We start from the raw sequence: 20,038 nt of genomic DNA, 5'->3' as shown, positions 1-20,038 counted from the left end.
CGGGCGGGACGTCAGCGGCCGCTGCTCGCCCCACGGCGACGCAGGCCGAAGAAGACCGCGCCACCGCCGACGGCGACCAGGGCGACCGCGACACCGGCGATGACACCGGTGTTGGAGTTCGCGCCGGTCTCGGCGAGGTTGGACTCACCGGCGGCCGGGGTCGGGGCGTTGCTCGGCGTGGCCGCCGGGGCGGTGCTGTCGCTCTCCGAGGCCGACGGGGTCGGGCTCGGGCTCTCCTCCTCGGCCGGCGGGGTGGCGGAGTCCGACGGCGACGGGGTGGCCGTCGGGGTCGGGGACTCCTCCTCCGTCTTGCAGGCCGTGGAGGGGGTCGTCAGGTTCGGCTTGATGTCCTCACCCTTGATGTAGGGCAGGGCCTCGACGTGGACGCGGTACTCCGCGTTGGGCGCCCAGTCCTCCTCGAAGGTGATGGTCGTGCCCTCCTTGGAGCCCTTCACCTTCTGCTCGCCGACCTTGCGGACGTCGGCGTTCTTCTCCACGAGGTACACGGAGACGGTGGCCTCGACGCCGGCCTTGTCGACGTCGGTGACGGTGATGACGCCCTGGGTGCCTTCGCACTTGGCTTCGGCGGAGAACTCGTTGATGTTGCAGGCCAGAGCGTTGCCGGCGACACCCAGCGCGAGCGCGGCCGAGGCGGAGGCGACTCCGAGGACGCGAGCGGAACGGGCGATGGTGCGGCGGGATATGGACAGAACTGCCACGTTTGTCCTTACGGGATGCGCAAATGCGGGGGGTTGAGGGAGAAGTGATGGGACATCACGATCCCCACGAGACTCACAGGTTTATAAGCGCGCCATAAGAAGTGTCAACGTGTAGAGACTCTTTGGGCACTTGCTTTGCCGTCTTATTAACCACCAAGACGTTTCAACGCCTCGGGAGCCTCCTCGATTCGGTCAACGAGGGCGATTCGCGACTCCATGGACCGCTCGCGGGCCAGCGACCGCAACAGCGGCCACGTGGGCAGCCTCTCGGTCCAGTGCGCCCGGTCGACGAGCACCATCGGCGTCGGCTCGCCGCGTGACTCGTAGTAGTTGGGCGTGGCGTTGTCGAAGATCTCCTGCACGGTCCCGGCGGCCCCCGGCAGGAAGACCACCCCGGCGTCGCAGCGGGCCAACAGGCCGTCCTCGCGGGTGGCGTTGGCGAAGTACTTGGCGATGTGCGAGGCGAACGGGTTCGGCGGCTCGTGGCCGTAGAACCAGGTCGGGATGCCGATGGACATACCGCCCCGCGGCCGGCGGGCGCGCACCTCGAGGGCGGCGGCCGCCCAGTCGGTGATCGAGGGCGTGAACTTCGGTGCCTTGGCGAGGAGTTCGAGGGCCTCGGTGAGCATCTCGTCACCGAAGGGAGCGGCATACGCGCCCAGGTTCGCCGCCTCCATCGCGCCCGGGCCGCCGCCGGTGGCGACCGTGAAGCCGGCGCGGGTCAGCTCCCGGCCGAGCCGCGCGGCACCGGCGTAGGCGTCCGTGCCGCGGCCCATCGCGTGGCCGCCCATCACGCCCACCACCCGGGTGCCCCGAAGGAGTTCGTCGAGAGCGTCGGAGACGGCGTCGTCGTGGATGGCACGCAGCATCGAGGCGAGGATGTCGCCGTCGGCCTTGGTCCGCTGGAACCAGGCGTACGCCCGGGCGTCCAGCGTCTCCTCGTAGCCCTTGGAGAGCCCGTCGAAGAGCTCGTCCGGCGAGTAGAGCAGGCCCCGGTAGGGGTTGAAGGGAAGGTCCGGGACGGGCGGGAAGACCAGCGCGCCGTCCGCGTGGACCTTGGCGGCCGCGTCCTCGCGCATCGGGCAGCCGAGGAAGACGGCGCCCGAGGTGTCGGTGGCGAGCAACTCCCGGGTGCGGTCGGTCAGATCGACGGCCTGGACACGGAAGCCGGCGAGCGAGCCGCGGGCCGAGACCGTGGCGTCGAACTCCTCGAGGCTCTCGATCTCACGGTCGCCGTGGTGGGCCGCATGGGCGGGCATCGTCTGCACCCGCCCATGCTAGTGCCGCGACAGGCACAGCGGCCGCGGCGGAACGGCCGGACCGGCTTCAGCCCTGGATCGCGGCCGGGTCCATCCACACGACCTCCCAGGTGTGGCCGTCGAGGTCGTCGAAGGAACGGCCGTACATGAAGCCGGGGTCCTGGACCCTGTCCGAGGCGGCGCCGCCGGCGGCGACGGCCCTCTCGACCAGCTCGTCGACCTTCTCGCGGCTCTCGGCGCTCAGACAGATCAGCATCTCGCTGGTCTTCCTGGCGTCCGCGATCTCCTTGTCGGTGAAGGTGGAGTAGAACGGCTTCGTCATCAGCATCGCGATGATGGTGTCGCTGATCACGACGGAGGCCGCGTTCTCGTCGCTGAACTGGGCGTTGATCGAGTAGCCGAGCGCGGTGAAGAACGTCTTCGAGGCGTCGAGGTCGTCGACCGGCAGGTTGAGGAAGATCATCTGCTGGTAGGGGGTGGCGGTCATGTCTGGGCTCTCCCATCGGGGTTGGCGTGTTCGGTGGGTAGACGGGCGCCCCGGGCGGAACTCATCGGCGGAAGGTCATCTTTTTTCGAACGCGTTCTTCAGCGGGTCAGGGGCATCGCCGCCAGCTCGGCGACGACGAGGGTGAGCGGGGCGAACAGGGCCAGTACCGCGCCCGCGCGGAGGGCCGCGGCGCTGCGGAGCGTGGTGGCGGGGGCGCCGAGGCGCAGCAGGGCCGCGGTGGTGTCGGCGCGGGCGTGCTTCGCCTCCACCGCGGCGGTGAGCAGGGTCGCGATCGTGCAGCCGGTCACCAGCAGGGTGCCGAGGGTGGTGAGGGGGCCGAAGGCCTCGGTGCCGGGGGTGTGGAGTTCCGCCATGGCATAGGTCGCGGAGGCCACCGCGCACACCACGCCGAGGGGACGGCCGATGCGGGTGGCCTCCTCCATCAGGACGCGGCCGGCGAGGAGGCGGAGGGCTCCGGGGCGGGCGGCCTGCAGGAGACGGCCGCAGAGGTGGGTGAGACCGGGGCCGGCGAGGGCGAGGCCGGTGGCGGTGAGGAGCCAGCCGAGCAGCACGGGGGTGGGGGCGGTGCCGAGGCCGCCGGGCATGGTGAAGGCACGGGGGTGCGAGGCCTGCGTCGCGTAGGCCTCCGTGGCCAGGCCCGCGGCGAGGACCGCGATGCCCCAGGGAAGGCCCTTGGGCGCTTCTCGGGGGGCCGGGGGGAGGACATGCGGAGCGAGGTCGTGGGGGGCCGGGTCGGGGGTCGTCGGGCCCTCCTCGGCGGGGGGAGCGGGGGGAGCGGGGGGAGGAGCCACCGGGGGAGCCGCGGGGGAAGCCGCGGGGGGAGTCTCGCTTCCCCCCGCCGACGCAGCGGCGCTCGCCTCCCGGCCTCCGCGTCGCAGCTGTGACCCGAACCTGCCGTACGCCCCGAACGTCTCCCGCGCCGCCGTCCGCTCGTACGCCCCGAACCTCCCGTACGACCGTGCCGCCCGCCGGGTCGCGGCCGTGCGGGTGTCCTTCGGGCGGTGCAGCAGGGCCACCGTGACCGACGCGATCACCGGGATCAGGGCCAGCAGGGTCAGGGCCGCCGGCAGGGGCAGGGGCACTCCTGCGGCCAGGAACTCCGCGGCGGCTCCGTCGAAGGGCATCCCGGTGAGGTCGCCCCGCAGGTGGAGGAAGAACAGCAGCGCCAGCATCGAGCCGAGCGTGCAGGACAGGGCCGTCGTGGCCGCCGAGACGGCCATCAGGCGGGCGGGGCCCAGGCCGATGGCCGCGAGGCCGGGGCGCGGGCGGGTGCCGGGGTCGGTGCGGGCCACGGCCGCCGCGAAGTGGACCGTGGCGGCCAGCGGCGTCAGGCACCAGGCCAGCCGGAGCAGCGAGCCGGTCGGGTCGTCCTGGTGGGTCATCGCGTAGCCGAGGGTGCACAGCAGGAGGAAGCCCGTGCCCGCCGAGGCCAGTGCCACCAGCAGGCGGCGCAGCTGTACGGCCGGCTTGGCCCCGCGGGTCAGACGGAGAGCGAGCACGCGGCCCGGCCTTCCGACTCGGTGACCGGGGGGAGGTGGACGGTGTGCACGCGGCGACCGTCCAGGAGGGAGACCGTGCGGTCGGCGAGGGCCGCGGTCTCCGCCTCGTGCGTGGCCAGCACCACCGTGATGCCGTGCGAGCGGGCCGCGGTCGTCAGGGTGCGCAGGACGTGCCCCCGGTCCGCGCGGTGCAGCGGGGCCGTCGGCTCGTCCGCGAACAGCACGGTCGGCGCCGGGGCCAGTGCCCGCGCGACGCAGACCCGTTGGCGCTCCGACTGCCGCAGTTCGTGCGGGCGTCTGCGGCTCTTGTCGCCCACGTCCAGGCGCTCCAGCCACTCCAGCGCGGCCGTCTTGGCGCGACGGCGACTGGTGCCGCGGAGCATGAGGGGGAGGGCGGCGTTCTCCCAGACGTTCAGCTCGGGGACGAGGACCGGGGCCGGGTCGATCCAGCCGAAGCGGTCGCGGCGCAGGCGCTCGCGGGTCATCGGGCCCATCGTGTGCACCGGCACGCTGTTGAACCAGACCTCGCCGCGCTGGACGGGGAGCAGGCCCGACAGACAGCGCAGGAGGGTGGTCTTGCCGCTGCCGCGCGGGCCGCTGACGGCGAGGATCTCGCCCTCCCGGACGCCGAGCGAGACCCCGCCCAGGCCGGGGGAGCCGTCCTTGTGGGTGAAGTGCAGGGCGCGTGCCCAGAGAACGTCGTTGTCGGGCGGGGCCACCATGGCGTACACCTCGGTTCTGATCCTTTTGCCTTGCCAAATCCCCCGTGCGGGGGAACGAAGACAGAGCCGATCGGTTACCAGGCACGCTAGAGAGACGGGGCCGAAACCCCGGACAGCACGCGGCCCGGGGTGCGTCCTTCTCACTCGGACGGGTGCACCCCGGGCCGTACAATCCGCTGAATCGCCGGAGGCTAGAGCTTCGTCCAGGCCTCGGTCAGGGTCGCGCGCAGGATCTGCTCGATCTCGTCGAAGGTCCCCTGGTCGGAGATCAGCGGCGGGGCGAGCTGGACGACCGGGTCGCCGCGGTCGTCGGCACGGCAGTACAGGCCGTTGTCGTACAGGGCCTTGGAGAGGAAGCCGTACAGGACGCGCTCGGTCTCCTCGTCGTTGAAGGACTCCTTCGTGGCCTTGTCCTTCACCAGCTCGATGCCGTAGAAGAAGCCGTTGCCGCGGACGTCGCCGACGATCGGCAGGTCGTGCAGCTTCTCCAGCGTCGAGCGGAAGGCGCCCTCGTTGTCCAGGACGTGCTGGTTGAGGTTCTCGCGCTCGAACAGGTCGAGGTTGGCGAGGCCGACGGCGGCGGAGACCGGGTGGCCGCCGAAGGTGTAGCCGTGCAGGAAGACGTTGTCCTCCTTGTAGAACGGCTCCGCCAGGCGGTCGGAGATGATGCAGGCGCCGATCGGGGAGTAGCCCGAGGTCATGCCCTTGGCGCAGGTGATCATGTCCGGGACGTAGTCGAACTTGTCGCAGGCGAACATGGTGCCGAGGCGGCCGAAGGCGCAGATGACCTCGTCGGAGACCAGCAGCACGTCGTACTGGTCGCAGATCTCGCGCACGCGCTGGAAGTAGCCGGGCGGGGGCGGGAAGCAGCCGCCCGCGTTCTGCACCGGCTCCAGGAAGACCGCGGCGACGGTGTCCGGGCCCTCGAAGAGGATCTGCTGCTCGATCTGGTCGGCGGCCCAGCGGCCGTAGGCCTCGGGGTCGTCGCCGTGGATCGGGGCGCGGTAGATGTTGGTGTTCGGGACCTTGTGGGCGCCCGGCACCAGCGGCTCGAAGGGGGCCTTCAGGGCCGGCAGACCGGTGATGGACAGGGCGCCCTGCGGGGTGCCGTGGTAGGCGACCGCGCGGGAGATGACCTTGTACTTCGTGGGCTTGCCGGTGAGCTTGAAGTACTGCTTGGCGAGCTTCCAGGCGGTCTCGACCGCCTCGCCGCCACCGGTGGTGAAGAAGACCTTGTTCAGGTCGCCGGGCGCGTGGTGCGCGAGGCGCTCGGCCAGCTCCACGGCCTTCGGGTGGGCGTAGGACCACACCGGGAAGAACGCGAGCTCCTGCGCCTGCTTGGAGGCGGTCTCGGCGAGTTCGAGGCGGCCGTGGCCGGCCTGGACCACGAACAGGCCCGCGAGACCGTCGAGGTAGCGCTTGCCCTTGTCGTCGTAGATGTAGGTGCCCTCGCCCCGGACGATGGTGGGGACCGGGGAGTTCTCGTACGAGGACATGCGGGTGAAGTGCATCCACAGGTGGTCGTACGCGGTGCGGCTGAGGTCCTTGGAGCTCACGGTTATCGGGTCCTCACGGTTATCGGGTTCCCCACATGTAGGTCTGCTTCTTCAGCTTCAGATAGACGAAGCTCTCGGTGGAGCGCACGCCGGGGATGGCGCGGATGCGTCGGTTGATGACCTCCAGCAGGTGGTCGTCGTCCTCGCAGACGATCTCCACCATCAGGTCGAAGGAGCCCGCGGTCATCACCACGTACTCGCACTCGGCCATGGAGGTCAGCGCGTCGGCCACGGACTCGACATCGCCCTCGACATGGATGCCGACCATCGCCTGGCGCCGGAAGCCCACGGTGAGCGGGTCCGTGACGGCGACGATCTGCATCACGCCCTGGTCGAGCAGCTTCTGGACGCGCTGGCGCACCGCCGCCTCGGACAGGCCGACGGCCTTGCCGATCGCGGCGTACGGCCGGCGGCCGTCCTCCTGGAGCTGTTCGATGATGGCGAGGGAGACGGCATCCAGCTGGGGACTGCCGCTCCTGGACTCGCGGGAGTCCCTGTGCTCTGCGCTTCGACTGGCCACGACCTCACTGTGCATGACGTCTCGACGGTTTCGCAAGCCCATAGCGATGAAATTCGTTGTCTACCTTAGTTGTATCTGCGGATTTCGCAGCCTTGGCGCGATCGGGGGTGTTGAAAACGTGGGACTGGCGATTAGGGTGGGTGTCTCAACCAATGGACAGTTCGACCCGACACAGGAGGCCGGTCAGTGAGCACCGAGCTGCGTCGTCTGCGCAACTACATCGACGGTGAGTTCCGGGACGCCGCCGACGGACGGACCACCGAGGTGGTCAACCCCGCGACGGGCGAGGCGTACGCGACCGCGCCGCTGTCCGGGCAGGCGGACGTGGACGCCGCGATGGCCGCGGCCGCCGCCGCCTTCCCCGGCTGGCGCGACACCACCCCCGCCGAGCGCCAGAAGGCCCTCCTGAAGATCGCGGACGCCTTCGAGGAGCGCGCCGAGGACCTCATCGCCACCGAGGTGGAGAACACCGGCAAGCCGATCGGGCTCACGCGGTCCGAGGAGATCCCGCCGATGGTCGACCAGATCCGGTTCTTCGCCGGTGCGGCGCGGATGCTGGAGGGCCGCTCCGCCGGTGAGTACATGGAGGGGATGACCTCGATCGTCCGCCGTGAGCCGGTCGGTGTCTGCGCCCAGGTCGCGCCGTGGAACTACCCCATGATGATGGCGGTGTGGAAGTTCGCGCCGGCGATCGCCGCGGGCAACACGGTCGTGCTGAAGCCGTCGGACACCACGCCGGCCTCCACGGTCCTCATCGCCGAGATCATCGGGTCGATCCTGCCCAAGGGCGTCTTCAACGTGGTCACGGGCGACCGTGACACCGGGCGCCTCATGGTCGAGCACCCGACCCCCGCGATGGCCTCCATCACCGGGTCCGTGCGCGCCGGCATGTCGGTCGCCGAGTCCGCCTCCAAGGACCTCAAGCGGGTCCACCTGGAGCTGGGGGGCAAGGCGCCGGTCGTCGTCTTCGAGGACAGCGACATCGCCAAGGCCGTCGAGGACATCTCCGTGGCCGGCTTCTTCAACGCCGGACAGGACTGCACGGCGGCCACGCGCGTGCTGGTGCAGTCGTCCATCCACGACGAGTTCGTGGCGGCGCTGGCGAAGACGGCGGCGGAGACGAAGACGGGACAGCCGGACGACGAGGACGTGCTGTTCGGCCCCCTCAACAACCCCAACCAGCTCAAGCAGGTCTCCGGGTTCATCGAGCGGCTGCCCGCGCACGCCAAGGTCGAGGCCGGTGGCCACCAGGTCGGCGAGAAGGGGTACTTCTACGCCCCGACCGTCGTCTCCGGGCTGAAGCAGGACGACGAGATCATCCAGAACGAGGTCTTCGGGCCGGTCATCACCGTCCAGTCCTTCTCGGACGAGGACCAGGCCGTCGAGTGGGCCAACGGCGTGGACTACGCGCTCGCCTCGTCGGTGTGGACCAAGGACCACGGGCGCGCGATGCGGATGTCCAAGAAGCTGGACTTCGGGTGCGTGTGGATCAACACCCACATCCCGCTGGTGGCGGAGATGCCGCACGGCGGGTTCAAGAAGTCCGGGTACGGCAAGGACCTGTCGGGTTACGGGTTCGACGACTACACGCGGATCAAGCACGTCATGACGTCCCTGGACGCGTGACGCTCCGCTGAGGGGGCGGGTTCGTCTGCGCGTGCGTCGTGTTTCGTCCGCGGGTGCGTCGTGGCTGGTCGCGCAGTTCCCCGCGCCCCTGGGGGTGCTGTGGTGGCCCTGGGTGGGAGTGGGCTCCCGTCCGGGGTCGTCGTGGTTCGTGTGCGGGTGCGTCGTGGCTGGTCGCGCAGTTCTCCGTGCCCCTGGGGGTGTTGTGGTGGCCCTGGGTGGGAGTGGGCTCCCGTCCGGGGTCGCCGTGTTTCGTGTGCGGGTGCGTCGTGGCCGGTCGCGCAGTTCCCCGCGCCCCTGGGACTCCCATCCGTGGCTTTGCCATCTCTTTACAACCTGGGTCGGTGCTGCCTCGTCTCTTCGCTCGATCCGTCCCGCACCCCGCGGGTGGACCGACGAAAGAGAGCGATTGATGCGCCGAACCGGCCTCAGTGCCCTGGCCCTCGCGTGCGCCGCCGTCCTGGCGGGCGCGGTGCCCGCGTTCGCCGACGAGAGCTCGGCCCCGAGCCCCGTCCCGACCGCGACCACCGCCCCGACCGAGGCGCCCGCCACCTCCGCCGAGCCCAGCGCCGCCCCGACCGTGGCGCCCTCCGAGGGTCAGGTCTCCGTGGTGCCCAGCGGGGCGCCCGACACGGGCGTGGCCTCGTCCGGGTCCGGCGGCTCGGGCGTGTTGGTCGGCGGGGGCGCGGCCTCGGCCGTCGTCCTGGGCGGCGGGGCCGTCCTCCTCGTACGGCGTCGGCGGGCGACCGGCGCGTGAGCCCGCCCTCCAGGCGCGCCTTCACCGCGGCGGCGCTGACCACGCTGGTCGCGGGGTGCGCGGGCGAAGGGGCCGGGAGCCGGAGCGGGACCGCCGCGAGCCGCCGCTCGGGTACCCCCTCGTCCACCGAGTCGGCCTCGCCGCACGGCCGTTCGGCCCCGGCGCGGCTGCGGATACCGGGGATCGGGGTCGACACCCCCGTCATACGGCTGGGGCTGGCCCCGGACGGCACGGTACAGGTGCCCCCGGTCACCGCACACGACCGCGTCGGCTGGTACGAGCACTCCCCGACTCCGGGGCAGACCGGACCCTCGGTCCTCCTCGGCCACGTCACGGTCGGCGAGTACGGGGACGGGGTGTTCCGGCGGCTGGGGGAACTGCGCCGGGGCGACCGCGTCGAGGCGCGCCTGGAGAACGGCACGACGGTCGGGTTCGCCGTCACGCAGGTTCGTACCGTCGCCAAGGCCGACTTCCCGGCCGAGGCGGTCTACGGGAACGTCGACCGGCCGGAGCTGCGTCTCATCACCTGCGGCGGACCCCGTGACGGTGCCGGGTACCGCGACAACGTGATCGTCTTCGCCGCGTCCATCTCAGCGGGAGAACGTTGAAACGGTCCCGAGAGAGGGCGGCGTCCGAGCTGTTCGCCGCCCTCTACCCACGCCTCGCCGGCTGGTGCCGCCGTCTCGTCGACGACGACGAGACGGCCCACGAGATCGCCTCGGAGGCCTTCACCCGGCTGTGGGCACGCTGGACGGCCGTGGAGGAACCGCGCGGCTTCCTCTACGTCACCGCGGCCAACCTCGTCCGCGACCACTGGCGCAAACTGGAGCGCGAGCGCCGGGCGGTGCGCCGGGCCGGCAACGAGGCCGCGGTCAGCCCGCACAACGAGCAGGCCGACCCCGCCGTACGACTGCTCGTCCAGTCCCTCCCCGAGCGACTGCGCGTCCCGATCCTGCTCCACTACTACGCTGACATGCCGATCCGAGAGGTGTCCGTGCTGACCGGACGCAAGGAAGGAACCGTCAAGGCCGACCTCCACGCGGCCCGCGAACTGCTCCGCGCCCACCTGAGGAGAAGCCTTGATCACGCGCCCTGACGACGACCCGGACCTCGACCCGGACGACCCGCTCACCATCCTCCTGCGGCCCCCGGCCGACCACCTCGGCCCGCCCGCCGGCCGCTACGAGGCGATCCGCCGCGGCGCGACCCGGCGCAAGCTGCTCCGCGCGGCGGCGGGAACCGCCGTGGTCTGCGGGCTCGCCGCCGCCGTCCTGCTGCCGCTGCGGCTGTCGACGTCCGAGGCCCCCGCGTCCCCGACGGTCCCGCTCGCACCGCCACCCGCGAGCAGCTCCCCGACCTTGCCGCCGCCCTCGACCCTGCCCCCTTCGGACCCCCAGCCCTCGGAGGACCAGCCTTCGGCCGTGCCGTCCGCGCCGGCGACGTCGGTACCCGTCAGCCCCGGCCTCCCCTCGGCCTCGCCGTCCACGGCGCCCACCGCCACCGCCGCGCCGACGCCCACGGAGCAGCCGTAGACGCAGCCGTGGGAAGAAGCCGTGGAAGCGGCCTGCGAAAGATGTTTTGAACATGTTCAATTCCAGGCGTACGCTCCTGCCATGAGCGACAGAGCCGCCCTGCTCAAGGGCATTCGCGCCTGGTTGGTCCTGTTCGTCGTGTGCCTCGTGCTCAGCGGCGCCACGGCCTTCCCCCTCGTCCACGAACTGCGCTGGACCGAGGACCTGTTGCGGCACCTGCCCACCCCCGGCCCCCTGATGGACTGGATCGTGCGCGTCCGCCAGGGCCTCGACACCGCCGACACCGACTACCCCTTCCTCCTCTACGGCACCGACTGGCTCGCCTTCGCCCACCTCGTCATCGCGGTCGCCTTCTACGGCGCGTACCGCGACCCCGTCCGCAACATCTGGGTCGTCGAGTTCGCGATGATCGCCTGCGCCGGGATCATCCCGCTCGCGCTGATCTGCGGGCCGATCCGGGGGATTCCGTTCTGGTGGAGCGTGATCGACATGTCGTTCGGGGTGTTCGGGGTGATCCCCCTGTATGTCGTCCGCCGGAAGATCAAGCGGCTGGAGGCGCTCACCCCGGGCAACGCCTGGGCCGTGCCCGCTACTTGACCGCGGCCATGATGATCCCGGTGACGACCGGGTTCGCGTCCGCGCTCTTCGCGTCGGTGGCGTTGACCGAGTAGGCGACGGTACGGCTGAGGTCCTTGGTCGCGGCGATCGCCGAGGTGTAGCCGTACCGGCCGCCGGACTTGACCCAGTAGACCGTCCCCCCGATCTCGAAGCGCTGGAGGCCGCCCGCGCTGTAGCTCGCGCCGGTGACGTCCGCCGGGACCGCGAACACCTCCTCCATCCGCGACTTCGGGACGATCCGCCCCTGGAAGAGCGCGGTGATCAGCCGTTCCAGGTCCGCGGTCGTGGAGATCATGTCCCCGGCCGCGAACCGGTCCGCCTGGTTCCACTCCGTGACGTCCAGGAACTCGACGGTCCCGTCGGCCCGCTCCACCCTCTGGTAGCCGAGGTTGTGCGGACCGCGTATGCGGGGGTCGGTCCCCGGGAAGTAGGTGTCCCGCATGCCGGCCGGCGCGAGGACCAGCCGGGTGGCCTCGGAGGCGTACGGCCGCCCGGTCACCTTCTCGATCAGCAGCCCGAGGAACGTGTAGTTGATGTTGAGGTAGTGCTGCTGCTTCCCCGGGCAGAACTCCGGCTTCTTCGCGCCCGCCGACGCGGCGACCCGCTGCGGGGTGAGCGTGTCGAAGCGGTGGGCGTACACCTCCTCGAAGGTGGCGCCGAGGCCGTCGCCGGCCGGGATGCCACTGGTGTGGTCGAGCAGCTGCCGCACGGTGATGGGCCGGAACTGCTTGCCGAGCAGGCCGGGCAGATAGTGCTGAACCGGCTTGTCCAGGTCGATCCGTCCCTCGGCCGCCAGGCGCAGCACGGCCGCCGCCGTCACCACCTTCGTCGTGGACCCGGCCCGGAACCGGGCGTCCGGGTCGGCCGCCCGGCCGCTCGCCAGGTCGTGCACGCCCGCGCTGCCCCGCCAGTTGCCGCCGCACCCGCCGACCCGGACGAGTGCGGCGGTCGCGTCCGCGTTCGGGAGCCCGGTGAGCGCGGCGCTCAGAGCCTTGGCGTCCGGCGCCTTCGAGGTGCACTCGGCGGCGGGCGGCGCCGCGGCGAAGGCGGGGGCCGCGAGGGGCCCGGCCGCGAGGGCGAGAGCCAGGGAGAGGGTGACGACAGACGTCCGGGTGCGCATCTGATGCTCCAAGCGATCGGTGTGGTGATCATCGTCCGCCGGTACGCGCCCGCCGGGATCGTCGGCGAGGAGGGCACCGCACCCTGGCGGGACCCTGAGCAACTTCCCTGCTCGACAAGGGGGTTGTGCGGGGTCGCCCCTAAGGGAGGCCCCGGCACGCGGAAAACTGTTGTCCCGGGAGCCTGCACTCGGTCTCCACGCTGTGATCTCCGGCATAGCCAGGACCCCGGGGCCGCCTGAGAGGGTGCGTGCAGAACCGAACCGAGGGACGGAACGACGTGGACACGCGGCAGTGGCGCGACACCATCGCGGCCGCGCAGGCCGGTGACCGGCAGGCGCTGAACGACCTGGTCACGGGCTGGCTGCCGCTGGTCTACAACATCGTCGGCCGCGCCCTGAACGGCCACGCCGACGTCGACGACGTCGTCCAGGAGACCATGCTGCGGGTCGTCGACAACCTCGTCTCGCTGCGGGACCCGGACAGCTTCCGGTCCTGGCTCGTCGCCATCGCCATGCGCCAGATACGGGACCGGTCCCGACGCCGCACGGCCCCCGCCCCGCTCGACGAGTCCGCCGTCCCCGGCACCGCCGACTTCGCCGAACTCACCGTCCTCAGACTCCGGTTGGAGGGACAGCGGCGCGAGGTCGCGGAGGCCGTGCGCTGGCTCGACGACGAGGACCGGCAGTTGCTGTCGCTGTGGTGGCTGGAGGTCGTGGGCGAGCTGACCCGGCGGGAACTGGCCGCCGCCCTCGGCATCAGCCGGCAGCACGCGGCGGTGCGCGTCCAGCGGATGAAGGAGCGCCTGGAGACCTCCCGCGGCATCGTCCGCGCCCTGGACGGCGCCTGCCCGGACCTGCGCGAGGTGATCGCCCGCTGGAACGGGCGGTCCGACTCCGTCTGGCGCAAGCGGCTGGCCCGGCACATCCGCGGCTGCGGCTACTGCGGGGACAGCCGCGAGACCGTCGTACCGGCGGAACGCCTGCTCGTCGGTATCGCCCTCGTCCCGCTCCCCGTGGGCTTCACGCTCTCCCTGGCCCTCGGCGGCAAGACGGCGGCAGCGGCGGCGGGGGCCGCCTCCGTGGGCTGGTCCGCGAAGGCGCTGGCCGCGCTCACCCAGCCCGTCGTCGCGGTGACGGCGGGGGCGACGATCGTGGCGGGCGGCGCGTACGTCGTCACGCAGCCCTCGGGCAGCCCGCCGCCGCGCGTCGCCGCCGGCCCCACGGCGGCGAGCACGGCCCGGCCGCCGATGACGGTCTCACCGTCGGCTGTGGCGACCCCCTCGCCGTCTCCCACCCCGTCGCGGAAGAAGGCCGATCGCTACGGCCTCCACGGCCTCTACGGCACGGTCGTCGACGGCGTGGATCGGGCCCCCGACCCGTCCACCGAACCCGCCGCCCTGCCGCACCGCCCCGAGTCCGGCATCACCAGCACCTGGGGTGCCAAGGCCGTCATGCAGCACCGCGGGGAGAAGGTGACGCTCAGCGGGCAGGGCTATGTCCTGGTCCGCTGGCAGATCGTCCCGCAGTCACGCGCAGGTGGGCTCACCATGCCGACCTGGACGGGCCTGAAGGGCGAGCTCTTCCACGTCGCGTCCGGCGGCGGCCGCCGTATGGACGACGTCTACACCGGCACCGACACGACGGGCATGGGCAGCCCTTCCATCGGCTGGACGGTGCTGCCCGACGGCACCCAGCAGATGTGGCAGAACGAGTACTTCTACCTCGACGGCACCGTCACGCTCCACCAGAACGAACGCGGCGCCGACTACGGCCTCATCGTCTTCCCCTCCACCTGGCAGGCGGCCCAGGACGACGTCCGGTACGGCCCCCCGCAGGGCGCGGTCCGCTACGGCCTGGTCCGCGACAACGGCAAGGACACCGCGCCGGTACCGCAGTACGTGACCCGGGAGAGCCCCGCCGATCCGGCGACGGTGCCTCAGCGCTCCCGCGTGTAGCGGTCCTGCGCCCCCATCACCTCGTCGCCGTGCTCGAAGGCCGAGGCGCAGTCGGCGAGGAAAGGCTGTCAGCCGGCGTCGCGCAGGGCGCAGAGGGCGTCGACGCGGTTCGTGGTGATCGAGTCGACGCCCGCCGCGATGAGACGGCGCATCGAGCGGACCGTGTCGGGGGTCCAGACGGAGACGAGGCAGCCGTCGCGGTGGACGCGTTCGGTGAGGGCCTTGTCGACCAGCCCGAAGCGGTAGTTGAGCCAGCGGGGGCGTACCGCCGCCAGCAGCGCGGGGCGCGGCGGGGCCAGCGACGTCCAGGTCAGGGCGATCTCGGCGGCCGGGTCGGCGGCCCGCACGGCGAGCATGGCCCGGGCGCCGGCGCAGTAGTACACCCGGTCCTCGGCGCCGCACTCCCGGACGACATCGGCGACCCGGCGGGCCGCCCTCACGTCCGGTGCGCCCGGCAGGTCGAGCATCAGCCGGGCCCCTTCGGAGACCGCCAGCGCCTCGGCCAGCGTCGGCACCCTGCCGTCGGTGAGGCCGCGGACCTCGTCCGACGACAGGGACGTGAGCGGCCGGTCGTGCTCCCACAGCCGCTTCAGCGTGTGGTCGTGCAGCAGCACGGGGACGCCGTCCCGGGTGAGGCGTACGTCGATCTCGACGGCGTCCGCGCCCAGGTCGAGCGCGGAACGCACGGAGTCGAGCGTGTTCTCACGGACGCGGTAGGGGTCGCCGCGATGGGCCACGGCGGTCAGCTTCTGCATGCGCCCATTGTGGTGGTCGGGTCCCGGTGGGGCGGGGTCAGGGCGCGAGCCACGCCGCGGTGTACGTGTCGATCTCGTCCTTGATCCTGGCCTTGCCGGGCTCGTCGAGGAAGGAGACCTCGACCGCGTTCTTGGCGAGCTCGGCCAGACCCCGCTCATCGAGGTCGAGGAGACGGGCGGCGACCGCGTACTCGTTGTTGAGGTCGGTGCCGAACATGGGCGGGTCGTCGGAGTTGACGGTGACGATGATCCCGGCCTTCACGAACTCCTTGATCGGGTGCTCGTCGAGGGTGCGGACCGCGCGGGTGGCGATGTTGGAGGTAGGGCACACCTCCAGCGCGATCCGCTCCCGGGCGAGGTGCGCGAGGAGCTTGTCGTCCTGTGCGGAGCTGGTGCCGTGTCCGATGCGCTCGGCACCGAGGTGGGTCAGCGCGTCCCACACCGTCTGCGGGCCGGTCGTCTCACCGGCGTGCGGCACCGAGTGCAGACCGGCGGCGATCGCGCGGTCGAAGTACGGCTTGAACTGCGGGCGGCCCACGCCGATCTCGGGGCCGCCGAGTCCGAAGGAGACCAGGCCCTCGGGGCGCAGCCGGTCGTCGGTGGCGAGCCGGACCGTCTCCTCGGCGGAGACCAGCCCCGCCTCGCCGGGGATGTCGAAGCACCAGCGCAGCACGGTCCCGAACTCCGCCTCGGCCGCCTTGCGGGCGTCCTCGATCGCGTCCATGAAGGCCCGCTCGTCGATGCCCCGGCGGGTGGAGGAGAACGGGGTGATGGTCAGCTCGGCGTAGCGCACCTGCTGCCGGGCCAGCTCCCGGGCCACCTCGTACGTCAGCAGGCGCACGTCCTCCGGGGTGCGGATCAGGTCCACGACGGACAGGTACACGTCGACGAAGTGGGCGAAGTCCGTGAAGGTGAAGTAGTCGGCCAGGGCCTCGGGGTCGGTCGGGACCTTGGAGTCGGCGTGGCGGGCGGCCAGTTCGGAGACGATCCGGGGGGAGGCGGAGCCCACGTGGTGGACGTGCAGTTCGGCCTTGGGCAGCGAGGCGATGAAGGCGTGCAGGTCGCGCGGGACGCTGGGGTCGATGAGGTGCTCGGTCAAGGTTCCTCCCCGGAACGGCGCCCCCGGCCGGCGAGCGGCGGGGCGCGGGTGATCGGCTGATCGATGACTCGGGGATCATCGTAGGCCGCCGGGGTGGGCGAAGGGACCCTGCCCGTAGCATGACGGGGCAGACGACAGAGGGGGCCCCGACCATGTCCGACGAGGCGCGACGACCGGAGGACGAGACGCGGGGGGCGAACGCGTCGCCGGGGTCCGGGGGAGAACCCGCGGGGTCGGCCCAGGACGGTCGGGGTGAGCCGCGGCCGTCGGGGGCACGCGCGGACGGTCTGGCCGAGCGGGACTCCTGGGCCCCGCCGGTGAGGGACGAGGCCGCCGAGCCGGCCGCGTCCGCGGAGGACGTGCCGTTCGCACCCGCCGGGGGCGACACCCTCGCCGAGCACACCTCTCGGTCCTGGCCGCCGCCTTCCGTCCACGACCAGCGGACGGTCACGTCGATGCCCGGTGGCGACGGTACGGCCCCGGGGCAGGATGGCACGCCGCAGCCGGCCCGACCGTGGGCCGATCCGTCCGCCTCGCCCGACCGGCCCTCCCCGGTACCGGGGACGACCGGCGACGCCGCCGGTCCGGCGAGCGCCGGGTCCGGTTCCTACGGGCCACCGGAGACGTTGGTGAGTGGTCCGGCCGAGCCGGACGCGCGGGCGTCAGGTCCGGGCGGTGCGCCCGCGAACCCCTTCGCCCCGCCCTCCGGTCCGGTGAGCGCCGGGTCAGGTTCCTACGGCCGGACGGAAACCCCGGCGAGCGGACCAGCCGACCCCTTCGCTCCACCGCAGCAGGTTCCCCCCGCGAACCCCTTCGCCCCGCCCCGGACCGGCCCGACCCCCTACGGCCAGGACAGCCACGTCCCGCCGCCCCCCATCGCCCCCGACGGTCCGGGCCGGTTGCCCTACGGGTATCCGGGCGGTGGGTACGGGTACCCGGGTGGCGCGCCGCAGGGGTACTCCGGCTGGCCCGGTGTGCAGGCACTGCCGAGCAACGGGATGGGCACCGCAGGTCTGGTGCTCGGTGTGCTCTCGGCCCTTGTCTTCTGCCTCTGGCCGCTGGCGATCGTCCTCGGCGTCCTCGGCGTGATCTTCGGCGCGATCGGCAGGGGCAAGGCCCGAAGGGGCCTGGCCACCAACCCCGGTCAGGCTCTCGCGGGGGTCATCTGCGGAAGCGCGGGCATCGCACTCGGCATCGGCATGGCCGTGATCCTTTTCGCGACCTAGGCGAGAGCGCTTGGGGGACACCCCGGGTTCCTCGAGTCCCCCGAGGGACCCTCACTCCGGGTCCACGCCAGGCGCCCTCACCCCGACCACCTCCGGGCGGCTCACGCCGAGAGCCCCCACCCCGGCGGCACCCCCGAACGCCCCTGGGCGGCTCACGCCGGCGCCCCCCGAACGCCCTCGTTCCCCTGGCATGCCCTCCCTCTGAACGCCGTCACCCCCGCCCCCGCCCAGGCGGCGCAGACACCGGCGTCGCAGACCTAAACCTCGCAAACCCCCCGCAACCTGTCCCGCGCCGCCATCAGCGCGAACCCCAGCAGGTTCGGCCCCCGCCACCGCTCCGGGTCCAGTGCCCCCTCGTCCGTGGCCGCGAGCCCGATCCCCCACACCCGGTCCACCGGACTGGCCTCCACCAGCACCCGCTCGCCGGTGCCCAGGAGGAACGACCGCAGCCCGTCGTCCGAGCCGAATTTGTGGACGCTGCCCTCGACGACGATGCCGAAGCGCTCCCGCTCCCAGGTCGCGTCGTCGAAACCCCGGACCAGGCGCCCCTCCTTCTTCGCGACCGAGGGGTGGTCCGCGGCCAGGACCCGCCGCTCCGCCTCCGCGTCCCCGAAGAGCCGCGCCTTGCCCGCCATCATCCAGTGCTCGGCGGTCGCGTACGTCGCCCCGTCCACCTCGAACGGCGACGGCCACCACTGGCTCAGGCAGCTCGCGCCGAGCCGGCCGTCCGGCAGCGGTCGGTGCCCCCAGAAGGGGAGGTACCTGACCCTCGCCCCCGCCCGGATCGCCCTGACCAGGGTGTCCCGAGAATCGATCTTCGTCATGCATGCGAGTCTGGCAGCCACCACTGACATTCCGTCCTGGCTTTTCCATGTCGGCTCGACACCTGGTCGACAGATTCCGTCGCGTAACTAAAAGGCAACAACGGAATCCCTTGTCGGACGCCACTTGCTCTGTCAGGATCGGCACTCAAATCGAGCTGGAGCTACGCATCCGTCCACGGGAACGTGGGCCGGCGGCGGAGGAGAGCGACATGCACAAGCCGGGCAACGTCACCCCGGACCGATTCCCCGCGCAGGAACGCTTCGCGGGCGGTGCGCAGTACATCTCGGGCCGCCTCACCCAGGGCACCTCGGGGCGTACGCACGCGGTCGTGGACCCGTCGACCGGCGAGGAGGTGTACACCTACGAGCTGGCGAGCACCGCCGATGTGGACGCGGCCGTCGCCGCGGCCCGGGACGCCTTCCCCGGCTGGGCCGCCACCACCCCCGGCGAACGCTCAGACGCGCTGCACCGCTTCGCCGCCGTGCTCGCCGACCGCGCCGAGGACTTCGCCCGCGCCGAGTCCCTCCAGTGCGGCAAGCCGCTCAAGCTCACCCGTGAGTTCGACGTGCCGGGGACCATTGACAACGCCGCCTTCTTCGCCGGTGCCGCCCGGCACCTCCAGGGCCAGTCGGCGGGGGAGTACTCCGGCGACCACACCTCGTACGTGCGGCGCGAGCCGATCGGTGTCGTGGGCTCCATCGCGCCCTGGAACTATCCCCTCCAGATGGCCGCATGGAAGATCCTCCCGGCGATCGCCGCGGGCAACACCATCGTGCTCAAGCCCGCCGAGCTCACCCCGTTGACCTCGCTGCTGTTCGCCCAGGCCGCCACCGACGCCGGGATCCCCGACGGGGTCGTCAACATCGTCAACGGCACCGGCAAGGACGTGGGCGAGCATCTCGTCGGGCACCCCGACGTGGCCATGACCTCCTTCACCGGGTCGACGGCGGTGGGCAAGCGGGTCGCCGAGATCGCGACGGCGACCGTCAAGCGGCTGCACCTCGAACTCGGCGGCAAGGCGCCCTTCGTCGTCTTCGACGACGCCGACCTCGACGCCGCCGTCAACGGTGCCGTCGCGGGCGCGCTCATCAACACCGGCCAGGACTGCACGGCGGCCACGCGCGCGTACGTGCAGCGGCCCCTTTATGAGGCGTTCGTCGAGAAGACCGCCGCGCTGATGGAGTCGGTCCGCCTCGGTGACCCCTTCGCCCCCGGTACCGACCTCGGTCCGCTCATCTCGCACGTGCAGCGGGACCGGGTGGCCGGCTTCGTGGACCGAGCGCGTGCCTACGCGCGCGTGGTGACCGGCGGCGAGGCTCCTCAGGGAGACCTCAAGAGCGGCGCGTACTATCGGCCCACCCTGGTCGCGGACGCCGCCCAGGACAGCGAGATCGTCCAGTCCGAGCTGTTCGGTCCGGTCCTCGTGGTCCTGCCCTTCGACAGCGACGACGAGGGCATCCGGCTCGCCAACGACACCCCGTACGGGCTCGCCGCCTCCGCGTGGAGCCGGGACGTCTACCGGGCGAACCGGGCGACACGTGAGATCAAGGCCGGGTGCGTGTGGGTCAACGACCACATCCCGATCATCAGCGAGATGCCCCACGGCGGATACAAGGCGTCCGGCTTCGGCAAGGACATGTCCTCGTACTCGTTCGAGGAGTACACGCAGATCAAGCACGTCATGTTCGACAATACGGCGGTGGTCAGGAAGGACTGGCACCGCACGATCTTCGGGGACCGATAGC

At 71.8% G+C, this 20,038-nt stretch carries 20 protein-coding genes; 9 read left to right on the top strand and 11 right to left on the bottom strand.

Translation table 11 applies throughout. The annotated features are described in order from the left end of the window. Positions 1-11: 11 nt before the first annotated feature. The 7 genes from ACZ56U_RS31210 to ACZ56U_RS31180 form a co-directional block, all read right to left on the bottom strand. Complete coding sequence (locus tag ACZ56U_RS31210; RefSeq protein ID WP_469087302.1) at positions 12-719, bottom strand: LAETG motif-containing sortase-dependent surface protein; 708 nt, start codon at positions 717-719, stop codon at positions 12-14. Positions 720-865: 146 nt separating this feature from the next. Then, positions 866-1,987, bottom strand: coding sequence for an LOG family protein (locus ACZ56U_RS31205; protein ID WP_469087301.1), 1,122 nt, complete (start codon positions 1,985-1,987; stop codon positions 866-868). Between the two features lie 58 nt (positions 1,988-2,045). Then, a complete protein-coding gene (locus ACZ56U_RS31200) occupies positions 2,046-2,465 on the bottom strand; it encodes a VOC family protein (protein WP_469087300.1) in 420 nt (139 codons plus the stop codon). A gap of 98 nt (positions 2,466-2,563) precedes the next feature. Continuing rightward, a complete protein-coding gene (locus ACZ56U_RS31195; protein ID WP_469087299.1) occupies positions 2,564-3,985 on the bottom strand; it encodes a hypothetical protein in 1,422 nt (473 codons plus the stop codon). Beyond that, on the bottom strand, positions 3,967-4,707 hold the full coding sequence (locus ACZ56U_RS31190; protein WP_469087298.1) for an ABC transporter ATP-binding protein: 741 nt from the start codon (positions 4,705-4,707) through the stop codon (positions 3,967-3,969). The genes ACZ56U_RS31195 and ACZ56U_RS31190 overlap by 19 nt, the downstream gene beginning before the upstream one ends. A 191-nt stretch (positions 4,708-4,898) precedes the next feature. Continuing rightward, a complete protein-coding gene (locus tag ACZ56U_RS31185; protein WP_469087297.1) occupies positions 4,899-6,263 on the bottom strand; it encodes an aspartate aminotransferase family protein in 1,365 nt (454 codons plus the stop codon). A 19-nt stretch (positions 6,264-6,282) separates the two neighbouring features. Next, positions 6,283-6,798 (bottom strand): Lrp/AsnC family transcriptional regulator, encoded by a 516-nt coding sequence (locus ACZ56U_RS31180; protein WP_469087296.1) that lies wholly within the window; start codon positions 6,796-6,798, stop codon positions 6,283-6,285. Positions 6,799-6,969: 171 nt separating this feature from the next. Here ACZ56U_RS31180 and ACZ56U_RS31175 point away from each other — a divergent pair, with 171 nt between their 5' ends. From ACZ56U_RS31175 to ACZ56U_RS31150, 6 genes are all read left to right on the top strand, one after another. After that, positions 6,970-8,409: a gamma-aminobutyraldehyde dehydrogenase gene (locus tag ACZ56U_RS31175; protein ID WP_469087295.1), complete on the top strand. Its 1,440-nt coding sequence runs from the start codon at positions 6,970-6,972 to the stop codon at positions 8,407-8,409. A 409-nt stretch (positions 8,410-8,818) separates the two neighbouring features. Then, a complete protein-coding gene (locus ACZ56U_RS31170; RefSeq protein WP_469087294.1) occupies positions 8,819-9,163 on the top strand; it encodes a sortase-dependent protein in 345 nt (114 codons plus the stop codon). Next, positions 9,160-9,771 carry a class F sortase gene (locus tag ACZ56U_RS31165; protein ID WP_469087293.1) on the top strand — a complete coding sequence of 204 codons (612 nt, stop codon included), beginning with the start codon at positions 9,160-9,162 and terminating at the stop codon, positions 9,769-9,771. The genes ACZ56U_RS31170 and ACZ56U_RS31165 overlap by 4 nt, the downstream gene beginning before the upstream one ends. Then, positions 9,768-10,259, top strand: coding sequence for an RNA polymerase sigma factor (locus ACZ56U_RS31160; RefSeq protein WP_391232448.1), 492 nt, complete (start codon positions 9,768-9,770; stop codon positions 10,257-10,259). The genes ACZ56U_RS31165 and ACZ56U_RS31160 overlap by 4 nt, the downstream gene beginning before the upstream one ends. Beyond that, positions 10,243-10,695, top strand: a complete 453-nt coding sequence (locus ACZ56U_RS31155) for a hypothetical protein (protein ID WP_469087292.1) — start codon at positions 10,243-10,245, stop codon at positions 10,693-10,695. Before ACZ56U_RS31160 ends, ACZ56U_RS31155 begins: the two co-directional genes overlap by 17 nt. A gap of 81 nt (positions 10,696-10,776) precedes the next feature. Continuing rightward, on the top strand, positions 10,777-11,292 hold the full coding sequence (locus ACZ56U_RS31150) for a hypothetical protein (protein WP_469087291.1): 516 nt from the start codon (positions 10,777-10,779) through the stop codon (positions 11,290-11,292). Here ACZ56U_RS31150 and ACZ56U_RS31145 read toward each other — a convergent pair. Then, on the bottom strand, positions 11,285-12,433 hold the full coding sequence (locus ACZ56U_RS31145) for a serine hydrolase domain-containing protein (RefSeq protein WP_469087290.1): 1,149 nt from the start codon (positions 12,431-12,433) through the stop codon (positions 11,285-11,287). The genes ACZ56U_RS31150 and ACZ56U_RS31145 overlap by 8 nt on opposite strands. A 278-nt stretch (positions 12,434-12,711) precedes the next feature. Here ACZ56U_RS31145 and ACZ56U_RS31140 point away from each other — a divergent pair, with 278 nt between their 5' ends. Then, positions 12,712-14,388 carry an RNA polymerase sigma factor gene (locus ACZ56U_RS31140; RefSeq protein WP_469087289.1) on the top strand — a complete coding sequence of 559 codons (1,677 nt, stop codon included), beginning with the start codon at positions 12,712-12,714 and terminating at the stop codon, positions 14,386-14,388. Between the two features lie 68 nt (positions 14,389-14,456). On the opposite strand, the gene ACZ56U_RS31135 is transcribed toward ACZ56U_RS31140, so the two are convergent. Beyond that, entirely contained in the window at positions 14,457-15,143 is a 687-nt protein-coding gene (locus tag ACZ56U_RS31135; protein ID WP_469087288.1) for a glycerophosphodiester phosphodiesterase, read from the bottom strand. 37 nt (positions 15,144-15,180) lie between these two features. Further along, a complete protein-coding gene (locus ACZ56U_RS31130; RefSeq protein WP_469087287.1) occupies positions 15,181-16,242 on the bottom strand; it encodes an adenosine deaminase in 1,062 nt (353 codons plus the stop codon). Positions 16,243-16,394: 152 nt separating this feature from the next. Between ACZ56U_RS31130 and ACZ56U_RS31125 the strand changes: the two genes are divergently transcribed. Then, a complete protein-coding gene (locus tag ACZ56U_RS31125) occupies positions 16,395-17,468 on the top strand; it encodes a DUF4190 domain-containing protein (RefSeq protein ID WP_469087286.1) in 1,074 nt (357 codons plus the stop codon). 257 nt (positions 17,469-17,725) lie between these two features. On the opposite strand, the gene ACZ56U_RS31120 is transcribed toward ACZ56U_RS31125, so the two are convergent. Continuing rightward, positions 17,726-18,322, bottom strand: a complete 597-nt coding sequence (locus ACZ56U_RS31120; RefSeq protein WP_469087285.1) for an NADAR family protein — start codon at positions 18,320-18,322, stop codon at positions 17,726-17,728. A 179-nt stretch (positions 18,323-18,501) separates the two neighbouring features. Here ACZ56U_RS31120 and ACZ56U_RS31115 point away from each other — a divergent pair, with 179 nt between their 5' ends. Then, positions 18,502-20,037, top strand: coding sequence for a gamma-aminobutyraldehyde dehydrogenase (locus ACZ56U_RS31115; protein ID WP_469087284.1), 1,536 nt, complete (start codon positions 18,502-18,504; stop codon positions 20,035-20,037). The last annotated feature ends 1 nt before the right edge of the window (position 20,038 follow it).

This window comes from Streptomyces sp. NPDC034103 (assembly GCF_055575395.1).
The sequence above is the reverse complement of the archived record's forward strand: the minus strand, read 5'-3'. Positions and strand labels throughout refer to the sequence as shown.

What these genes read in the sequence shown, in the direction of transcription:
- ACZ56U_RS31190 (WP_469087298.1), bottom strand. Translation starts at nt 4,707, where the DNA reads ATGGTGGCCCCGCCCGACAACGACGTTCTCTGGGCACGCGCCCTGCAC.
- ACZ56U_RS31125 (WP_469087286.1), top strand. Translation starts at nt 16,395, where the DNA reads ATGTCCGACGAGGCGCGACGACCGGAGGACGAGACGCGGGGGGCGAAC.
- ACZ56U_RS31115 (WP_469087284.1), top strand. Translation starts at nt 18,502, where the DNA reads ATGCACAAGCCGGGCAACGTCACCCCGGACCGATTCCCCGCGCAGGAA.
- ACZ56U_RS31180 (WP_469087296.1), bottom strand. Translation starts at nt 6,798, where the DNA reads ATGCACAGTGAGGTCGTGGCCAGTCGAAGCGCAGAGCACAGGGACTCC.
- ACZ56U_RS31170 (WP_469087294.1), top strand. Translation starts at nt 8,819, where the DNA reads ATGCGCCGAACCGGCCTCAGTGCCCTGGCCCTCGCGTGCGCCGCCGTC.
- ACZ56U_RS31120 (WP_469087285.1), bottom strand. Translation starts at nt 18,322, where the DNA reads ATGTCAGTGGTGGCTGCCAGACTCGCATGCATGACGAAGATCGATTCT.
- ACZ56U_RS31200 (WP_469087300.1), bottom strand. Translation starts at nt 2,465, where the DNA reads ATGACCGCCACCCCCTACCAGCAGATGATCTTCCTCAACCTGCCGGTC.
- ACZ56U_RS31135 (WP_469087288.1), bottom strand. Translation starts at nt 15,143, where the DNA reads ATGCAGAAGCTGACCGCCGTGGCCCATCGCGGCGACCCCTACCGCGTC.
- ACZ56U_RS31150 (WP_469087291.1), top strand. Translation starts at nt 10,777, where the DNA reads ATGAGCGACAGAGCCGCCCTGCTCAAGGGCATTCGCGCCTGGTTGGTC.
- ACZ56U_RS31145 (WP_469087290.1), bottom strand. Translation starts at nt 12,433, where the DNA reads ATGCGCACCCGGACGTCTGTCGTCACCCTCTCCCTGGCTCTCGCCCTC.